Source organism: Pseudomonadota bacterium (genome assembly GCA_016195085.1).
Lineage (GTDB): Bacteria > Pseudomonadota > Alphaproteobacteria > SHVZ01 > SHVZ01 > JACQAG01.
In genome coordinates this window covers 106,709-124,415 of the sequence record JACQAG010000012.1, presented here as the reverse complement: position 1 = coordinate 124,415, position 17,707 = coordinate 106,709, and the positions used below count along the sequence as shown (strand labels likewise).

Here is a 17,707-nt window from a genome sequence, read left to right as displayed (position 1 = left end):
GGCCGATCCTGCGGGCCGCGCCGTAGGCATCGCGGTAGCTGATCCTGCGCCAGGCGTCGCCTTTTCTTTCGGCGAGAAAAGTCCTCTCGGGCGCCCGCACCGACCAATCCATCAGCCAGGTGGTGACGCACCGCGCCGGTACGCCGAGCGGCTGCGGCGAGCGCAGCAGCATGCTGCCGTCGGCACGCCGTTCCAGGTCCACTCTGGCCGGGGCGAACTCAAGGCTCGAAGGCATGGTTGAATCGCATATCCGCCTAACTCGCGCGCAGGGAGCGCGCCAGTGACTCGCACGCCGCGATGCTGCGTAGATGTGAATCGCGCATTTTCAGGAACGTACTTCCAGGCGCGCCGTCCAGGGACTTCAACCCTTCGTCCATGGCGCGAACGGCCCAGCGCAGACCTTTCACGAGGAACTCGATTCGTTCTATCGGCCCGTTGACGGCGATCGCCTTGGCATAGAACTCGCCGGTTTCGTGGCTGTAAGGTGTGCCGGCTTGTTCGAGCAACTTGCCGATCAGCGCGCAGTTGCGCGCCTCGTCCGCCTGGACCTTTCGCAACGTCGTCCAGGCCTCGCTGCTGCGCGGGTGATCGCTCATGAACACGACGAGCGCCTTGGCCCCGGCACGCTCGGCTTCCAGCATTCGGTTGAGGAAGGCAGACTGCCCGGCGCTAGGAAAGCGTGACGTACGCGTACTCAACGGGAAGGTTATTGATGCCGCGCTCGGGCGGCGCGATCCAGCCGGCGATCTTCCCGGGCTCGCGCACTTGACGCATCAGCGCCTTGACGAAACCGCGGTCGGCATCCGACGGCAGCCAGCCCGCGCGCTGACGGGCGAACGCATCGAACTCCAACCTGGCTCCGTCGGGACCGTAGCTTTGTCCCGCCCAGACGCCGATGGTGCGATTGAAGCGCGGGCTCGGCAGGCGGAGTTCCGTTTCGAAGCCGCCCTTGCGGACGATCCGGTTCCAGCGCCGGACGCCGACGCCGCAATCCCCCACATAGGCCCGGCGCAACACCTCGTTAAGCGCGCTGCGCATGGGGACGTCCTCCTCGCCGATGCGCCCATCGGCAGTGGGTTGCTCCAGCCGGAAGCTCTCCTTCGAGGCATCGTGATCGGCGTAGCTCGCCTCGTCCGCCCGCCCCTTGATGCCGTTGGCGAAGGTGGTCGCGGCATTGCTCGAAACTTCCGCGCCAAAGAGATCGAGCGACGAGCTGAACCAGAAGTTCATGTAGCGCTGCAAGGTCGCAAGGTCGATGGCACCGGCATCGCGAATGCGTGCGGGGTCATCGGTGCCGAGCTCCTTCATCACCTCGACCGTCCGCTGGACGATGCGCAGGATGCCGGTCAAGCCGACCGACATGTGATAGGCCTCCTCGGTCAGCATGAACCGGCAGGTCCTGGACAACGGATCGAAGCCGCTCTCGGCCAGGCTCTTCAGCTGGTACTTGCCGTCGCGGTCGGTGAAATAGGTGAACATGAAGAAGCTCAACCAATCGTCGATCGGCTCGTTGAAGGTGTTGAGGATGCGCGGCTTGTCGCTGTCGCCGGAATGCCGCTCCAGGAGCTGCTCGGCCTCCTCGCGGCCATCGCGTCCGAAATAGGCGTGCAGCAGATAGACCATGGCCCAGAGATGCCGTCCCTCCTCGACGTTGACCTGGAACAGGTTGCGCAGATCGTAGAGCGACGGGCAGGTGTGGCCAAGCATGCGCTGCTGCTCGACCGAGGCGGGCTCGGTGTCGCCTTGGGTTACAATGAGACGGCGCAAGGTCGAGCGGTGCTCGCCCGGCACTTGCTGCCAAACCGGCTGGCCCAGGAGATCGCCGAAGCCGATGCGGCGATCGGGGCCGGGCTCGGCCAGGAAGATGCCCCAGCGATAATCCGGCATCTTGACCGTGCCGTAGCTGGCCCAGCCCTGCTGGTCGACGCCGATGGCGGTGCGGAGAAACACGTCGGCAGATTGAAAATCCACGGGCCCGAGCGCCCGCCACCAATCGAGAAACTTCGGCTGCCAGTGCTCGAGCGCCCGCTGCAGCACGCGGTCGTCGCCGAGGCCGACATTGTTGGGAATGCGTTCGCCGTAGTTGATGGACATCGCTACACCCGATCCCAATCGAACTTCGCCTTGCTGCCGGTGCCGAAGAGCTTGAGCGCCCCCTTCTCGCCCACGGCGTTCGGCCGGCCGAACACCCAGTTCTGCCATGCCGACAGCCGGCCGAAGATCTTCGATTCCAGACTCTCGCCGCCGCCGAAGCGGAGGCTCGCCTCGAGCCCCGACAAGGCGTCGGGGGAGAGCGAGACGCGCTCCTCGATGGCAAGGCGCATCTCATCGGCCCAATCGAGCTCGTCGGGGGTCAAGGTCGCCAGGCCGAGCCGGCGCGCTTCCGCCGCGCCGATGCGCTGGCCGAGGCGCGCCTCGGCGGCGGCGATCGCTTCGCCATCGCCGGCAAAGCGCTGGTCCAACCGGGTGCGCCCGGTTCCCATAGCAAGCCGTCCATCGACATTGAGTCGGTCCAGCACGATCGACGGCGGATCGCCCTCGGCATCGAGCAGATAGAAGCGGTCTGATGCCAGCGCCAGCTCATAGAGAAGCCCGGCGAAGCACGAGCCCCGCTCGGCCACGGCATAAAGGCTCCGCGAGGAGACGTCGAGGCGCCGGATGGTGCGGCGGAGGAAGCCCATTGTCTCGCCGACCAGCCAGTCATCGGCGTTGTCCAGCATGAGCGCGTCCATCGCCAGCACGGCATCGATGTCGCCGGATGTGCGAATGAGCCAGAGCCCGATCTCCGGATGGTTCACCCGCAAGAGCAGGATCGCGTCGTCGAGCTCGCGGGCGAATCGCAGCGGCCACCAGCGGCATCCTTCGGCGCGGATGGCGGCAATGTCGGCGGGGACGGGTGCTGTCGGCGCCGCAATGTCGAGCCGCGCCGTCCGTCGCTCCCGATCGAGCACGACCGCTAGCGTCCCGTAGCGCCAACCGTCCTCGGTGTCGCTGCGCTGCAAGGGCTCGAGCTTGACTCCCGGGCCTGGCGGCAGCACCGGATCATCGGCGGCAAGCACCCTCGCGCGCTCGGCGAGGAGGCCGGCGAAGTTGGCGGGCCTGGCGATGCGATCGACCAAGCGCCATTCCAGCGCCCGCTCGGCGCGTACGCCCTCGGCGGTGGTGCAGAAGAGATCGGCCAAGTCGCGGCGGACCCGGCGCTTGTCGGTGAGCCGGGTCAAGCCGCCGGTGCCGGGCAAGACACCCAGGAGCGGCACCTCCGGCAGGCTCACGGTCGAGGAGCGATCGTCGACCATCAGGATCTCATCGCAGGCAAGCGCCAGCTCATAGCCGCCGCCCGCGGTCGGACCGTTGAGGGCCGCCAGGAATTTCAGCCGGCCCCGCTCGCTCGAATCCTCCATGCCGTTCCGGGTCTCGTTGGTGAACTTGCAGAAGTTCACCTTCCAGGCATGGCTGGAGGCGGCCAGCATGTAGATGTTGGCGCCGGCGGAGAACATCCGCTCCTTGGCGCTGGTGATGACGACGGTGCGCGTCTCCGGATGCTCGAAGCGGATGCGCTGGAGCGCGTCGTTGAGCTCGATGTCGACGCCGAGGTCGTAGGAGTTGAGCTTGAGCTTGTAGCCCTCGCGGATGCCGCCATCCTCGCTGACGTCGAGGGCCAGCGTGGCGACCGGACCCTCGAAGCCGAGCTTCCAATGACGGTAGCGGCTGGGATCGGTTTCGAAGCTGATCATCTCGGGCTCTCCCTCACGGGCGCGATGCTAGGCCGCGCCCGCCCAACCTGCAAGATAATGCATATCAGCCGGGCGCCGGCGCGCGCTGGCCGCTGAGGAGGCGCCGGGCGACGCGGCACAGCGCCTCGGCGGAATCCGCGACGCTGCGGCCCGACGTGTCGAGCACGGCATCGGCCTTGGCGTAGAGCTCCTTGCGGCCGTCGAGGATGCGCCGGAGATCCTCCATCGCCTCGGCATTGCCCTGCATCGGACGGAAGTCGCCTTGCGCCATGACCCGGGCCATGTGCTCGGCCGGGCTCGCCTGCAGCCAGACGGTGTGGCAGCTCTCCAGCAGGAGCTCGAAGGTGCCGGCTTCCGAAACCAGGCTGCCGCCGGTGGTGATGACCACGCGCTCATGGGCGGCCAGCACCCCCTCGAGCGCCCGGCGTTCGTAGCGCCGATAGGCGGCTTGGCCGTAGAGCGAGAAGATCTCGGCGACGCTGATCTGCGAGGTCGCTTCGATCGCCGCAGCCAGCTCCACGAAGGGAACGCCGAGACGCTTCGCCAATTGCCGTCCGAGCGTGCTCTTGCCGGCGCCGCGCAGGCCAATGAGCGCCAGCCTTCCAGCCCGTCCGGAGCGCTTGCTGCCGCGGCGGGCGGATAGGAGCTGATAGGCCTCGGCGAGATCGGCGGGCTCCAGGCGGAGGATGAGCTCGTGGATCAGCGCAAATTCGACGGGATGCTCCTCCCCCTCCTCGACCAAGGCAGCCACCTTCACGCCGATCGCCGCGGCGATCTGGCGCAGCAGCCGGATCGAGACGTTGCCGCGACCGCTCTCGAGCTCGGCCAAGTGCCGTTCGGAAACACCCGAATCCTGGGCGAGCTGCTTTCGCGTCATGCCGCGCCGGGCGCGCCAGCCGCGGGTGCGCTCGCCCAGCTCCTTCAAGAAGCGATCGGCCTCGGCGCCGGCCGCCTCGGCCGTGCCGATGCCCCTCGCCTTCACGGGCGAGCTGGTCACGATCGCTTTCCGGGTGCGCTCTGCATCGCGCGATCAGACTAGGGCAAGCCCCCGACATGCACAATAATGCCGATTGCCCTTGACTGACCGGCGCCCTGGGGCAAGATGCCCAGCTATAGTCGCCCGGATCAGCAGAGGCGGCACATCAGGGAGCAGGCCGGCAGCCTCGTGAGCCGGCCGGCAAGGCGCAATGACCGGCTTCACCATCGCCGACCATTCGACATCGCCGCCGCGGATCGCGCGCCCCCGCGACTACAACGCCACGGCCGACCTGGTCGAGTGGAACCTGGCCGCCGGCCGGGCCGGCAAGCTCGCGGTCATCGACGATGCCGGCCAGTACACCTACGGGGCGCTGTCGGAACGGGTGAACCGCGCCGGCAACGCCTTGAAGGCGCTCGGCATCGAGCCGGAGCAGCGTATTTTTCTGTGCATGACCGACGGCATCGACTTTGCCTCGGTGTTCCTGGGTGCCATCAAGATCGGCGCCGTGCCGGTCCCGGTGAACACGCTGCTGACCGCCGAGGACTACGCCTTCATGCTGAGTGACAGCCGGGCCCGAGCGGCGGTGATCTCGGAGGCGCTCTATGAGCGGGTGCAGTCGGCTCTCCACGACCAGCCGCGGCTGGCGCGGGTGGCGATCGCGGGCAGGAACGTTCACGGGCAGCCGGAGCTGGCGAAGCTCATGGCGGCTGCCTCGCCGATGCTGGAGCCGGCCCAAACCACGGCCGACGATCCGGCCTTCTGGCTCTATTCCTCGGGTTCGACCGGCCAGCCCAAGGGCACCGTGCATGTGCAGTCGAGCCTGGTCGAGACCGCGGAGCTCTACGCCAAGCCGGTGCTTGGCATCGCCGAAGCCGATGTGGTGTTCTCGGCGGCGAAGCTGTTCTTCGCCTACGGGCTCGGCAATGCGCTGACCTTCCCGTTTCGGGTCGGGGCCACCTCCGTGCTGATGGCCGAACGGCCGACGCCGGCGGCGGTCGCGCGCATCCTTCGCCAGCACCGGCCCAGCATCTTCTATGGCGTGCCGACGCTGTTCGCCGCCTTACTGGCCTCGGGCGAGCTGCCGGCCCCAGCCGAGCTCTCGCTGCGCTGCTGCGTATCGGCGGGCGAGGCCTTGCCGGCCGGCATCGGTGAACGCTGGCGGGCGGCGACGGGCGTCGACATCTTGGACGGCATCGGCTCGACCGAGATGCTGCACATCTTTCTTTCCAATTCGCCCTCGGCGTTGCGCTACGGCACCACCGGCAAGGCGGTGCCGGGTTACGAGCTGAAGCTCGTCGACGATGCCGGCCAGCCGGTCAAGTCCGGTGAGATCGGCGAGCTCCTGGTCAGCGGTCCGACCGGCGCTGCCTTCTATTGGAACAACCGCACGCGCAGCCGCGACACCTTCCAGGGACGCTGGACCCGCACCGGCGACAAATACCGCCAGTGCGAGGACGGCTACTACGTCTATTGCGGGCGCACCGATGACATGCTCAAGGTCGGCGGCATCTATGTCTCGCCATTCGAGATCGAGGGCGAGCTGGTGACCCACCCAGGCGTGCTGGAGGCAGCCGTGATCGGTGCCGCGGACGAGAACGGCCTCGTCAAGGCGAAGGCGTTCGTCGTGGCTAAGCCCGGCATTGCCGTCGGCGAGGCGTTCGCCGACGAGCTGCGCGCCCATGTGCGCGCCCGGCTCGCCCCGTTCAAGTATCCGAAATGGATCGAGTTCGTGAGCGATCTGCCGAAGACCGCGACCGGCAAGATCCAACGCTTCCGGCTGCGCCAGCGCGAGGCCGACCGCGCCAGCCGGGCCGCATGAGAAATCGACCCAACCCTTGAAGGAAGAGGCTCTCCATGATTGACGACAGGATCGCGGGATCGCCGCGCTACCGCTTGACCCGCCGCGCGCTCTTGGCCGGCGGGGCCGCCGCCGCCCTTGCCGGAAGCGTGCCGACGCGCTTTGCCTTGGGCCAGCAGGCCAAGGTCAAGCTCGGCCTGATGCTGCCTTATAGCGGCACCTATGCCGCGCTCGGGCAGAACATCACCGATGCCATCAAGCTGGCGATTGCCGAGAAGGGCGGCAAATTGGGCGGCCGCGAGATCGAATACGTGCAGGTCGACGACGAGAGCGAGCCGGCGAAGGCGCCGCAAAACGCCAATCGGGTGGTCGTCGGCGAGAAGGCCGACTTCTTCATCGGCACGGTGCATTCGGGCGTGGTCATGGCGATGGTGAAGGTGGCGCGCGAGGAAAACGCCCTGCTCATCATCCCCAATGCCGGTGCTGGAGCGGCGACGGGGCAATTCTGCGCGCCCAACATCTTCCGCACCTCGTTCTCGAACTGGCAGCCGGCCTTTCCGATGGGTGCGGTCGCGGCCAAGCGCGGGCACAAGACCGCCGCCGTGATGGCCTGGAAGTACGGCGCCGGCGAGGAGTCGGTGCAGGGCTTCACCGAAGGCTTCACCAAGGCCGGGGGCAAGGTGGTGAAGGAGTTTTGGGTGCCGTTCCCGGATGTCGAGTTCCAGGCGCAGTTGACCGAGCTGGCGGCACTCAAGCCCGATGCGCTGTTCGTGTTCTTCGCCGGCGGCGGTGCGGCCAAGTTCGTGAAGGACTACGACGGCGCCGGCTTGCGCAAATCGATTCCGCTCTACAGCACCGGCTTCCTCACCGACGGCGTGCTGAAGGCGCAAGGTGCGGCCGCCGAGGGGCTTTTCACCACGCTGCACTACGCCGAGAATCTCGACAACCCGGTAAACAAGCGCTTCCGCGCCGACTTCCAGAAGCAGACCGGACGGGCGGCCGACGTCTATGCCGTGCAAGGCTACGACACGGGACAGCTCTTGATCCAGGCCATGGACGCGGTCAAGGGCGACGTCAAGGCGCGCGAGCCGATGATCAAGGCGATGAGGGCCGCCACCATCGACAGCCCGCGCGGCAAGTTCACCTTCTCCGCCTCGCACAACCCGGTGCAGGACATCTATCTGCGCACCGTCGCCAACGGCGAGAACCAGTTCGTCGAGGTGGCGCACAAGGCGCTGGCCGATCCCGCCGCCGGCTGCAAGATGACCTGAGGGGCGCAATAGCCCCCACCCTATCCCTCCCCCACCCAGTGGCGGGGGAGGGGACAAGAGCGCGTATGCTCGGGACTCCCTCCCTCGCCGAAGGCGGGGGAGGGCCGGGGTGGGGGCAAACGTCGGCGCTGGACATAAGCGGTCCGACAGGGCACTAGCTCACCCATGGATCCGACCTTCGCGCTCATTCAGATCCTGAATGGGATCCAATACGGGCTGCTCCTGTTCCTGATCGCGAGCGGGCTCACGCTGGCCTTCGGCGTCTTGCGCGTGATCAACCTCGCGCATGGCTCCTTCTATATGGTCGGTGCCTATCTCGCCTTTTGGCTGACCCAGAGGACCGGCGAGCTTTGGCTGGCGATCGTCCTGGGATTGCCCTTGGCGCTGGCGCTCGGCTTTGCGATCGAGCGGGTGATGATCCGCTTCCTCTACGAGCGCGACCACCTGCAGCAGGTGCTGCTCACCTATGGGCTCATCCTCATTCTGAATGAGCTGCAGAGCATCGTCTTCGGCAACGAGGTGCATGGCGTGCCGGCGCCGAAGGCCCTCGATTTCTCCTTTCGGCTGACCGACACCCTTTCCTATCCCGCCTATCGCGTCGCCGTGTCGATCGCCTGCCTTGCCGTCGCGGCGACGATGTATGGGGTGATCCAGCACACCAGGCTGGGAATGGTCATCCGCGCCGGATCGGTCAACCGCGAGATGGTAGAGATCCTGGGCTTCGATGTGCGCAGGCTCTCGGCTCTGGTCTTCGCCGCCGGCGCCGGCCTTGCGGCATTCGCCGGCATGATCGCCGCACCGCTTTCTTCGGTCTATCCCGGCCTCGGCGATCAGGTGCTGATCGTCTGCTTCGTCGTCGTCGTCATCGGCGGCATCGGCTCGATCAAGGGCGCCTTCGTCGCCGCCTTGCTCGTGGGCTTGGCCGACACCTTCGGCAAGACCTTCGCCCCGGGTCTCGCCAGCGTGGCCGTCTATGCGCTCATGGTCGCGACCTTGCTGTGGCGTCCGCAAGGCCTCTTTGGACGGAACGCGTGATGGCCGCACCACCGCGCATGCTGAGCGTGCTGGCGCTGCTCGGGCTCGCGGCGCTGCTGCTGGTGCCGGCGTTCGCCGACCGCTTCTACGTGCAGCTCTTCACCAAGGTCATGACCATGGCGATCTTCGCCATGAGCCTCGGGCTCCTGGTGAGCGGCGTCGGGCTGGTCAGTCTCGGCCATGGCGCCTTTTTCGCGCTCGCCGCCTATATCGTGGCGTTGGTCTCGCCGGCGACCGAGGGTGCCAGCCTCTGGCTCGCCTTGCCGCTGGCGATCGGCGGCGCCGCCCTGGCCGCGCTCGCCATCGGCGCGCTCGCGATCCGCACCAGCGGCGTCTACTTCATCATGATCACCTTGGCCTTCGGGCAGATGCTGTTCTACCTCTTCCACGATACCAAGATCGCCGGCGGCGCCGATGGGCTGTTCATCGCCGCGCGTCCGGTCGTGGCGGTCGGCGGGATCGCGCTCCTCCAGCTCGATCATCGTCCGAGCCTCTTCTATGCAACCCTTGTGGCCATGGCCGCCACATATCTCTTTCTGGGTATCGTCAGCCGCGCGCCTTTCGGCAAGGCGATCGAGGGCATCCGGGTGAACGAGCAGCGCATGCGCGCGCTTGGCTACGACACCTATCTCCACAAGCTCGTCGCCTTCGGCTTGTCGGGTGCCCTCGCCGGCTTTTCCGGCTTCATCTACGCAACCCAATACACCTACGTGAACCCGGCCTTGTTCTCCTGGCACCAGTCCGGATTGGCCTTGATGATGGTGATCCTGGGGGGCTTGCGCTCACGCCTGGGTCCCCTCGTCGGCGCCTTCGCCTTGGTGCTGATCGAGGAGCTGGTGCAGGCCTGGACCACCCATTGGCTGCTTCTCATCGGCGTCTTCGTCATCTCCGTCGTGCTGACGCTGCCCAATGGCCTCGTCGATCTGCTGCCGCGGCTGCTGCCCCGCGACCGGCGTCGCGGGGTCGCCGTGGATGCCTGAGCCCATTCTCTTGGCGAGTGGCCTCACCCGCCGGTTCGGCGGGCTCGTCGCCGTCGATGCGGTGGCGCTGGCGCTGGCTCCGGGCGCAGTCCATTGCATCATCGGACCCAACGGCGCCGGCAAGACCACGCTCATTAATCTTCTCTCCGGCGACCTGGCACCCGATGCCGGCGAGATCCGCTATGCCGGCCGCGACATTGCCGGCTGGCCCACGCATCGCATCGCGCGCCTCGGCATCCAGCGCAGCTACCAGAAGACCAACATCTTTCCCGAGCTGACCGTCAGCGAGAACGTCTGGCTCTCCGCCCAGGCCCGGTTCGCGCGCCAGATGCGGTTCTTCAGTCCGGCCCACCGCCTCGCCGGTGTAGCCGAGCGCGTCGAGGCTTCCCTCGAGCGCATCGATCTCGCCGCCCGCGCCAGCGTGCCCGCCGGGATCTTGAGCCATGGCGAGCAGCGTCAGCTCGAGATCGGCCTCATGCTGGCGGCGGAACCCGATCTCCTGCTCCTGGACGAGCCGATGGCCGGGATGAGCGCCGATGAGACAAGCCGCATGGTGACACTCCTCAATCGTCTCAAAGGCGCGCACACGCTGCTCCTGATCGAGCATGATATGGACGCCGTCTTCGCCGTGGCCGATTCCATCACCGTCATGGTGAACGGTGCCGTCCTGGAGACCGGCCTGCCGGAGACGATCCGCCGGAGCCCGCGCGTGCGCTCGGCCTATCTCGGCGACGGCGAGGGCCCCTGATGACCTCCGGCACCCTCGCCGCGCGCACACCCATCCTCGCAGCCGAGGGTTTGCACGCACATTATGGCCCAAGCCATATCGTGCGCGGTGTCGACTTCTCCGTAGACGCCGGCGAGACGGTGGCGCTGATGGGCCGCAACGGCATGGGCAAGACCACGTTGCTGCGCAGCATTCTGGGCCTGATGCGCCCGAGCGGCGGCAAGGTCATGATCGACGGACGGGCAATGACCGGCGCCAAAACCCATCGCATCGCCCGCGCCGGGATCGCCTTCGTGCCCGAGGGTCGCGGCATTTTCCGCAATTTGACCGTGCGCGAGCACTTGGCGATGGCGGCCTATGGCGGCAGGCATGCCGCGGGCGGCTGGACGTTGGAACGCGTGCTGGAGCAGTTCCCGCGGCTCGGCGAGCGCCTCGGCCATCTGGGAGAGCGGCTGTCCGGCGGCGAGCAGCAAATGCTGACCATCGGGCGCGCGCTCATGACCAATCCGCGACTCCTGATCCTGGACGAGGCGACCGAGGGCTTGGCGCCCCTGGTGCGGCGCGAGATCTGGGCCGTCATCCATCGCCTGAAAGAGGCCGGGATGGCATCGGTGATCGTCGACAAGAATGCAACCACCTTGCTCGGCCTCGCCGACCGCATCGTGATCCTGGTCAAGGGCCAGGCGGTGTTCACCGGCTCCAGCGCCGAGCTCAAGGCCAAACCGGATGCCATGCATGCCTATCTCGGGATTTGACCATTTGCGCGCCGCCGGCCTCGGTGCGGCGCTCATCCTGCTGTTGCCGGCCGCGCTCGCGGCGCAAGAAGCAGGTCCGAAGCTGCATCCGCAGGCGAGAGAAGCGGTGGCGAGAGCGGAGGCGGCGGCTGCGAGCGCGCGGAGCGCCGGTGATCGTGGCCGGCAGGCCGCGGCAGCCGCTTTTGCCGCCTCGCGCGCGGCCGCCAACGCCGCCAGGGAGGCGGAGAGCTTGCCGCCGTCCAGGCGGGTGATCCGCGACTATCCCAATGGCGATCACATCGAAGGCGAGTTCGAGAACGATCGCCCGAATGGGCTGGGCGTCGTCAGCTTCGCCCGGGGCATGCATTATGAGGGCATGCTGGAGGACGGAATGCCCAGCGGCTTCGGTATCATGCAGCTCGCAACCGGTGAGCGTTACGAAGGCGAATTCGGCGATGGCCAGCCCAAAGGCCATGGCATCATTCACTTCGCCAACGGCGAGCACTACCAGGGGCAAGTCCAAGGCGGCGAGCGCAACGGCGTCGGGATCTATTTCTTCTCCGACTCGGAGATCTATGAGGGCGAATTCCACGACACCAAGCCCGACGGCCATGGCGTCATCGAATTCGCCAACGGCCAGCGCTATGAAGGCGAGATGCGGGGCGGCGACCGGGAAGGTGCCGGTGTCTTCTACTTTCCCACAGGCGAGCGCTATGCGGGCGACTATCGAGCCGAAATGCGCCATGGCATCGGCGCCGTCTTTCGTCCCGACGGCACGATCGAGCAGGGTATCTACGAAGATGGCGCGCTCAAGACCCCGCTCCAACCCTGACGGACGATCGTTGCCAGGGGTCGCCCACCCATGAACTTCCGGCAATTCGAAGCGATTTACTGGATCGCCCGTCTCGGCAGCTTCCATGCCGCAGCACGGCATCTCAAGACCTCGCAGCCGGCGATCTCGGCCAGGATCCGGGAGATCGAGCGCGAGCTCGGAGTCGAGCTGTTCGACCGCAGCGGACGCAGCGCTCGGCCGACGGCCAAGGGTCACGAGCTTCTGCACTATGCCGAGCAGATCATGGCGATGTCGGCCGAGATCCAGCAGCGCGTCGGCACCAAGGAGGCGCTCTCCGGCCTGGTGCGTCTCGGCGTGACCGCCGTTCCCGCCGTCACCTGGATGCCCACTCTGCTGAGAAGGCTCGCCCGCACATATCCCGGCATCGTCGTCGAGTTCGCCGTCGATTCCAGCGAGACCTTGCAGGCGCGGATGCTCAGGGGCGAGCTCGACGTCGCCTTCATGGCCGGACCGATCAGCTCGCCGCAGGTGACGGCCGAGTCTTTGGGCAAGGTGGACATGGCCTGGCTCGCCAGCCCCGATCTCGGTCTGCCGCTGGCACCGATGAGCGCTGCCGACATGGCGCTCTGGCCGGTGATCACCGATGCAAGCGGCTCGCATCTCAACGAGCTGGCGACCGAGTGGTTCCGCGCCGAAGGGGTGGAGCCCGGCCGCCACCACAGCTGCTCCAGCCTCTTGACCCGCATCCAGCTGGCGGTGGCGGGTCTCGGCGTGGCGATGGGCCCGGCTTCGGCCGCGAGCCGCGAGCTCGCCGCCGGAACCTTGCGGGTGGTGGCGACGAGGCGGCCCTTGCCGGCGATGGAATACCGCATCGTCTATGCCGGCATCGGCTTGTCGCCGGCCGCAAAGCTGGTGGCCCTGCAGGTCAAGGACTTGATCGGCGAGACGCGCGATCTGCAGCTCTACTATTCGCCGGAGGCCTTCGGGCGCTAGGCTGAAACGCATCGAGGAAGGACCAGACTGCCATGGACAACGCCATCGAGATCGTGCTCGCCGACTACGACGCGCGCGCCGCCGCCGAGCATAAATTGATGCAAGAGCTGCCGCCGAAGGAGCTCGCGCGGCGCATCGATGAGTTCCTGATCTCGGTCGGCCCGAACACCGGCCGGCTGATGAACCTGCTGATCAAGGAGGCGAAGGCGCGAACCATCCTCGAGCTCGGCACCTCCTACGGCTATTCGGCGATCTGGTTGGCGGAGGCCGCAAGGGCGACCGGCGGCAAGCTCATCAGCTCAGACGTCCACCCGGGCAAGCAGGATCATGCCCGCGCCCAGCTCGCCAAGGCCGGTCTTCTCGACTATGTCGAATTCCGACTGGGCGATGCGCGTAAGACCATCGCCGCGCTGGAAACGCCGCTCGACTTCGTGCTCATCGATCTGTGGAAGGAGCTCTACATCCCCTGCTTCGGCAGCGCCTTGAGCCGCGACGCCGCCGAAACGACCGGCTAGCGGCCAGGGGTGGGTCGGGGTGGGGGTGATCCTCACCCCCTCCCAAATCCACCCCCGGTCAAGCGCGAACAGTTCGGCGCTGCCCGAAGCATCCATGCCTCGGAATGCGGCAAGGTGATGGTCCTGCGTGACCTCCAGGGTGCTCGACCGTGACCATCACCGTTTTCATCCGCTACCAGCTCGACCCCTACAAGCGCGACCTGTTCGAGGAGTATGCGCGCAACTGGCTCAGCATCATTCCCCGCTGCGGCGGCCAGCTCCAGGGATATTGGATGCCCCATGAAGGCACCAACAACATCGCCATGGCTCTCATCTCCTTCGACAGCCTGGCGACTTACGAGGCCTACCGGGCTCGCCTCAGAACCGACGAGGCCGGTGCCAAAAACTTCCACTACGCCGAGGAGCACCGCTTCATCCTGGCGGAGGAGCGAAGCTTCCTGAGACCGGTCGGCTGACCCGGGCAATTCCGCTCGCGGCCTCGTGATTGCTGCCGGGTGCGGCCCGAGGCTATGCTCGGCCACGCGGACGGATCGCCGACGACAAGCGAGCGCACCTGATGAGGGGCCGCTTCCGGTCGGGACCTCGCTCGCAGCCCCTGTTGATATCGGGAGGATGTCTCGGATGACGGAGTCATTCTCGCTCAAGGTGAATGGCGTCCAGCACCGGCTCGACGCCGATCCCGACATGCCGCTCCTCTATGCGCTCCGCAACGAGCTCGGCTTGAACAATCCGCATTTCGGCTGCGGGCTGGCGCAATGCGGCGCCTGCACCGTGCATCTCGATGGCTTTGCCATCCGCTCCTGCCAGACCCGGATCGCGGACGCCGCCCAGGGCGAGATCGTCACGCTCGCCGGACTCGGCACGCCTGCCAATCCCCACCCGCTGCAGCGTGCCTATGTCGAGGAAGCGGTGCCGCAATGCGGCTACTGCATCAACGGCTGGATCATGACCGCGGCCGCATTTCTCAAACAGAACCCGAAGCCCAGCGACGCGGAGATCCGCGACGCGCTGACCGGGCTCAAATGCCGCTGCGGCACCCACATGGCGATCCTGCGCGCGGTCAAGCGCGCCGCCGAGATCGGTTAGGGAGGCGGCGATGGCGCCCTTCGATGCTCCCGGTCTGTCGCGTCGCTCGCTCATCCAGGGCGCCGGCTTGTTGGTGGTCTCCGTCGCCTTGCCGCTGCCGCACGGGCGCAGCGCGGCTCTGGCGGCAGCGAGCGGGAAGCCGCCGCTCACCCCTGACCAGCTCGATTCCTGGCTCGCTATCGCCGATGACGGCATGGTGACGGCTTTCTTCGGCAAGATGGACATGGGCCACGGGCTCGACGTGGCCATCTCCCAGATGGTGGCCGAAGAGCTCGACGTGGCGCCGGACCGGGTGACGGTGGTGATGGGCGATACCGCAACCAGCGTCAATCAGGGCGGGGCTAGCGGCTCGACCGGCGTGCAGAACGGCGGCAGGCAGCTTCGCTATGCGGCGGCGGAGGCGCGCCGCGTGCTCGTCGGTCTTGCCGCTGAGCGCTTGGGCGTTCCGGCCGAGAGCTTGAGCGTGACCGACGGGACCGTGCACCCGAGCGGCGATCCGGCGGGCGGGCTTTCCTATGCGGCGCTGCTGGCCGGCAAGAGCTTCGAGGTGAAGCTCGAGTGGAACGGCAAGATCGGCAACGATCTCTTGGCCATCGGCAAGGCTAAACCGAAGGCCCCCCAGCAATACCGGGTGGTCGGCAAGCCCCTCCCCCGCCGCGACGTCGCGGCGAAGGTGTACGCCCAGCTCGATTATGTGACCGACGTCAAGGTCGACGGGATGTTGCATGGAAGGATGATCCGGCCAGCCGTCGCCGGCGCGGTGCCCATCAAGGTCGATGCCGCATCCATCGCCGATATCCCCGGCGTGCGCATCGTCCACCTGAAGGATTTCTTGGGCGTGGTCGCCCCGAAGGAATGGGATGCGATCCGCGCCTCCGAGCGCCTCAAGGTCACCTGGTCGGAGGCGCGCCCGCCCTTCCCGCGCTTCGAGGAGCTCTACCAGCACATACGCCGGGCCCAAGTCACCAGGCGCGAGCAGGCGGGCGATCCGGCGGCGGTCGCGGCCGCATTCGCCCGCGCGGCGCGCGTTGTCGAGGCGGAGTATGAATGGCCGTTCCAGTCCCATGCGAGCATGGGGCCGGCCTGCGCCATCGTCGATGCCGGCACCGACCAGGCGACCTTGTGGACAGGATCGCAGAAGCCGCATTTCGCCCGCGACGGGGTCGCCCGCATCCTCGGCCTGCCGCCTGAAAAGGTGCGCGGCATCTGGGTTCCGGGACCGGGATCATATGGCCGCAACGATGCCGGCGATGCCGCCCTCGATGCGGCCGTCCTCTCCAAGGCCGTCGGGCGCCCGGTCAGGCTCCAGGGGATGCGCCATGAGGGTCATGGCTGGGATCCGAAGGCGCCGGCTTCGATCCACCGGGTTCGCGCCGGGCTCGACCGCGACAATGCGGTCATCGCCTATGAGTTCATCAGCAAGGGCTTCTCGCGCCTCGACATCGACTCGAACGAGAGCAATCCCGGCCACAGTCTCGCCGGCCAGCTCATGGGCTTGCCCTTGACCTCGATCCAAGCCTTCGGCATGCCGGCGGAGTCCTACGGCTTCGCCAACAAGCTCATGGCCTGGGAGACCATTCCGCCTCTCTTGGAGCGTGCCTCGCCGCTCCGCACCTCGCATCTTCGCGATCCCTTGGGCCCGCAGCTGCACTTCGCCAGCGAATCCTTCATCGATGAGATCGCCGCCGCCATCGGCCAGGATCCCCTTCGCTTTCGCCTGGCCCATGTGAAGGATGCGCGCGACGTCGCGGTCATCAAGGCCGCGGCAGAGCGGTCGGGTTGGGACGAGCGGCCGTCACCGAAGCGCGCCGGTGCCAGGGGTGAGGTGGCGACCGGCCGCGGCATCGGCTATGCCCAGCGCGGCGGCACCATCGTCGCCGTCGTGGCCGAGGTCGAGGTCGAGCGCAAGAGCGGCCGGGTCTGGGCCCGCAAGTTCACGGTTGCCCATGATTGCGGCCAGATCATCAACCCCGAAGGCCTCAGGCAATGCATCGAGGGCAATGTCGTGCAGGCGATCAGCCGCTCGCTCTACGAAGAGGTCATCTTCGATGAGCGCAGCGTGACCAGCGGCGACTGGCTCGCCTACCCCATCCTCGACATCGTCGATACGCCCGAGCGCATCGACGTGGCGCTCATTGACCGTCCCGAACTGCCGCCGGCCGGCGCCGGCGAGCCGGCGACGCGACCCGTCACCGCGGCCATCGCCAACGCCATCTTCGATGCCACGGGCGTGCGCTTGAGGCGCGCACCCTTCACGCCCGAACGGGTGCGCCAGGCCTTGTCGTAGAACACACCCCAGCCATCGAGGGTGTAGCGCGACGACTACGACGCCCAATCCTCCCCCGTCGAAGCCGGCGAGGGAGGGTGCGGAGATGCGTCATCTCATCCCCCGCGTATGAACTCCATGAGTTGGTGCTCCATCCGGGGCCGTACGACACCGAATTTTCGCACAAGTCAGGTGCCGGGCGCTTCATGGCAACATGGTCAGAGTGACTGGTTGGCAAACCGCCAAACGGCGGTCCTTGGTTTCGGGCCACGCCATTGATGCTGCGATTATAAATCTTCTTGGCGCCGCGCACCGCAGATGATCGCTCGTCGGCCTTACGCGAATAGAGAATAGGACGACGATAGCGCAGAAAATTCGTGTCGGAATGAGCCTCATCCTTATCCTCATTCGCGTCGATTCCTGCAGATGTTGGAGATGCTTTGCCGCTTGACCTTCCGACGGTGGCAAGGTTTAGCCTCACCTACAGATGTTTCGTCAATCTGCCAGATCGGCGGCGAAAGGCGCGTCAAACCAAGGGGATGACGATGTCGGAGACGTTCGCGGTAAAGGATATTCACTGCACGGGCTGCGCCAAGAAGATCACGCAGGCGATCACGGCGGCCGAACCCGGTGCGCGCGTGGAGGTCAATATCGAGCAAGGCATCGTCACAGTCGATCCGATCAAGGATCGACGTAGCATCGTCGCTGCGATCGAAGGAGCAGGATATGCCCTCGCAGACAATCGACCCTCGGCGGCCGGATGAGAGAGCGGCACGACCTGGGAGAAGAACAACGA

General features: G+C 66.8%; 18 protein-coding genes. 13 read left to right on the top strand and 5 right to left on the bottom strand.

From position 1 onward, the window contains the following. The 5 genes from HY058_03730 to HY058_03710 all read right to left on the bottom strand — a co-directional run. Positions 1–235, bottom strand: a 235-nt coding sequence (locus HY058_03730; GenBank protein ID MBI3496398.1) for a feruloyl-CoA synthase, incomplete at its 3' end; no start/stop codon positions are given. Positions 236–254: 19 nt separating this feature from the next. Beyond that, a complete protein-coding gene (locus tag HY058_03725) occupies positions 255–641 on the bottom strand; it encodes a hypothetical protein (protein ID MBI3496397.1) in 387 nt (128 codons plus the stop codon). A gap of 28 nt (positions 642–669) precedes the next feature. Beyond that, positions 670–2,094 carry a benzoyl-CoA 2,3-epoxidase subunit BoxB gene (boxB, locus tag HY058_03720; protein MBI3496396.1) on the bottom strand — a complete coding sequence of 475 codons (1,425 nt, stop codon included), beginning with the start codon at positions 2,092–2,094 and terminating at the stop codon, positions 670–672. 2 nt (positions 2,095–2,096) lie between these two features. Next, positions 2,097–3,734 carry a benzoyl-CoA-dihydrodiol lyase gene (locus HY058_03715; protein MBI3496395.1) on the bottom strand — a complete coding sequence of 546 codons (1,638 nt, stop codon included), beginning with the start codon at positions 3,732–3,734 and terminating at the stop codon, positions 2,097–2,099. A 64-nt stretch (positions 3,735–3,798) separates the two neighbouring features. After that, positions 3,799–4,716, bottom strand: a complete 918-nt coding sequence (locus tag HY058_03710) for a helix-turn-helix transcriptional regulator (GenBank protein MBI3496394.1) — start codon at positions 4,714–4,716, stop codon at positions 3,799–3,801. Between the two features lie 205 nt (positions 4,717–4,921). Between HY058_03710 and HY058_03705 the strand changes: the two genes are divergently transcribed. The 13 genes from HY058_03705 to HY058_03645 all read left to right on the top strand — a co-directional run bounded on the left by HY058_03705 (position 4,922) and on the right by HY058_03645 (position 17,675). Continuing rightward, the gene (locus HY058_03705) at positions 4,922–6,532 is read left to right on the top strand and encodes a benzoate-CoA ligase family protein (GenBank protein ID MBI3496393.1); all 1,611 of its coding nucleotides are present in this window, start codon (positions 4,922–4,924) and stop codon (positions 6,530–6,532) included. Between the two features lie 35 nt (positions 6,533–6,567). Continuing rightward, positions 6,568–7,782: an ABC transporter substrate-binding protein gene (locus HY058_03700; protein MBI3496392.1), complete on the top strand. Its 1,215-nt coding sequence runs from the start codon at positions 6,568–6,570 to the stop codon at positions 7,780–7,782. A 165-nt stretch (positions 7,783–7,947) separates the two neighbouring features. Continuing rightward, positions 7,948–8,817, top strand: a complete 870-nt coding sequence (locus tag HY058_03695) for a branched-chain amino acid ABC transporter permease (protein MBI3496391.1) — start codon at positions 7,948–7,950, stop codon at positions 8,815–8,817. Next, positions 8,817–9,797 carry a branched-chain amino acid ABC transporter permease gene (locus HY058_03690; GenBank protein ID MBI3496390.1) on the top strand — a complete coding sequence of 327 codons (981 nt, stop codon included), beginning with the start codon at positions 8,817–8,819 and terminating at the stop codon, positions 9,795–9,797. Before HY058_03695 ends, HY058_03690 begins: the two co-directional genes overlap by 1 nt. Next, positions 9,790–10,545, top strand: a complete 756-nt coding sequence (locus tag HY058_03685) for an ABC transporter ATP-binding protein (GenBank protein MBI3496389.1) — start codon at positions 9,790–9,792, stop codon at positions 10,543–10,545. The genes HY058_03690 and HY058_03685 overlap by 8 nt, the downstream gene beginning before the upstream one ends. Continuing rightward, positions 10,545–11,279: an ABC transporter ATP-binding protein gene (locus tag HY058_03680; protein MBI3496388.1), complete on the top strand. Its 735-nt coding sequence runs from the start codon at positions 10,545–10,547 to the stop codon at positions 11,277–11,279. The genes HY058_03685 and HY058_03680 overlap by 1 nt, the downstream gene beginning before the upstream one ends. Beyond that, positions 11,260–12,090, top strand: a complete 831-nt coding sequence (locus tag HY058_03675; protein MBI3496387.1) for a hypothetical protein — start codon at positions 11,260–11,262, stop codon at positions 12,088–12,090. Before HY058_03680 ends, HY058_03675 begins: the two co-directional genes overlap by 20 nt. A gap of 30 nt (positions 12,091–12,120) precedes the next feature. Continuing rightward, entirely contained in the window at positions 12,121–13,044 is a 924-nt protein-coding gene (locus HY058_03670; GenBank protein ID MBI3496386.1) for a LysR family transcriptional regulator, read from the top strand. Positions 13,045–13,076: 32 nt separating this feature from the next. Beyond that, positions 13,077–13,559 carry a class I SAM-dependent methyltransferase gene (locus HY058_03665; GenBank protein MBI3496385.1) on the top strand — a complete coding sequence of 161 codons (483 nt, stop codon included), beginning with the start codon at positions 13,077–13,079 and terminating at the stop codon, positions 13,557–13,559. Between the two features lie 149 nt (positions 13,560–13,708). Further along, positions 13,709–14,014 (top strand): NIPSNAP family protein, encoded by a 306-nt coding sequence (locus HY058_03660; protein ID MBI3496384.1) that lies wholly within the window; start codon positions 13,709–13,711, stop codon positions 14,012–14,014. A 166-nt stretch (positions 14,015–14,180) separates the two neighbouring features. Then, the gene (locus tag HY058_03655; protein MBI3496383.1) at positions 14,181–14,645 is read left to right on the top strand and encodes a (2Fe-2S)-binding protein; all 465 of its coding nucleotides are present in this window, start codon (positions 14,181–14,183) and stop codon (positions 14,643–14,645) included. A 10-nt stretch (positions 14,646–14,655) separates the two neighbouring features. Beyond that, a complete protein-coding gene (locus tag HY058_03650) occupies positions 14,656–16,932 on the top strand; it encodes a xanthine dehydrogenase family protein molybdopterin-binding subunit (GenBank protein MBI3496382.1) in 2,277 nt (758 codons plus the stop codon). 524 nt (positions 16,933–17,456) lie between these two features. After that, complete coding sequence (locus HY058_03645) at positions 17,457–17,675, top strand: heavy-metal-associated domain-containing protein (GenBank protein ID MBI3496381.1); 219 nt, start codon at positions 17,457–17,459, stop codon at positions 17,673–17,675. The last annotated feature ends 32 nt before the right edge of the window (positions 17,676–17,707 follow it).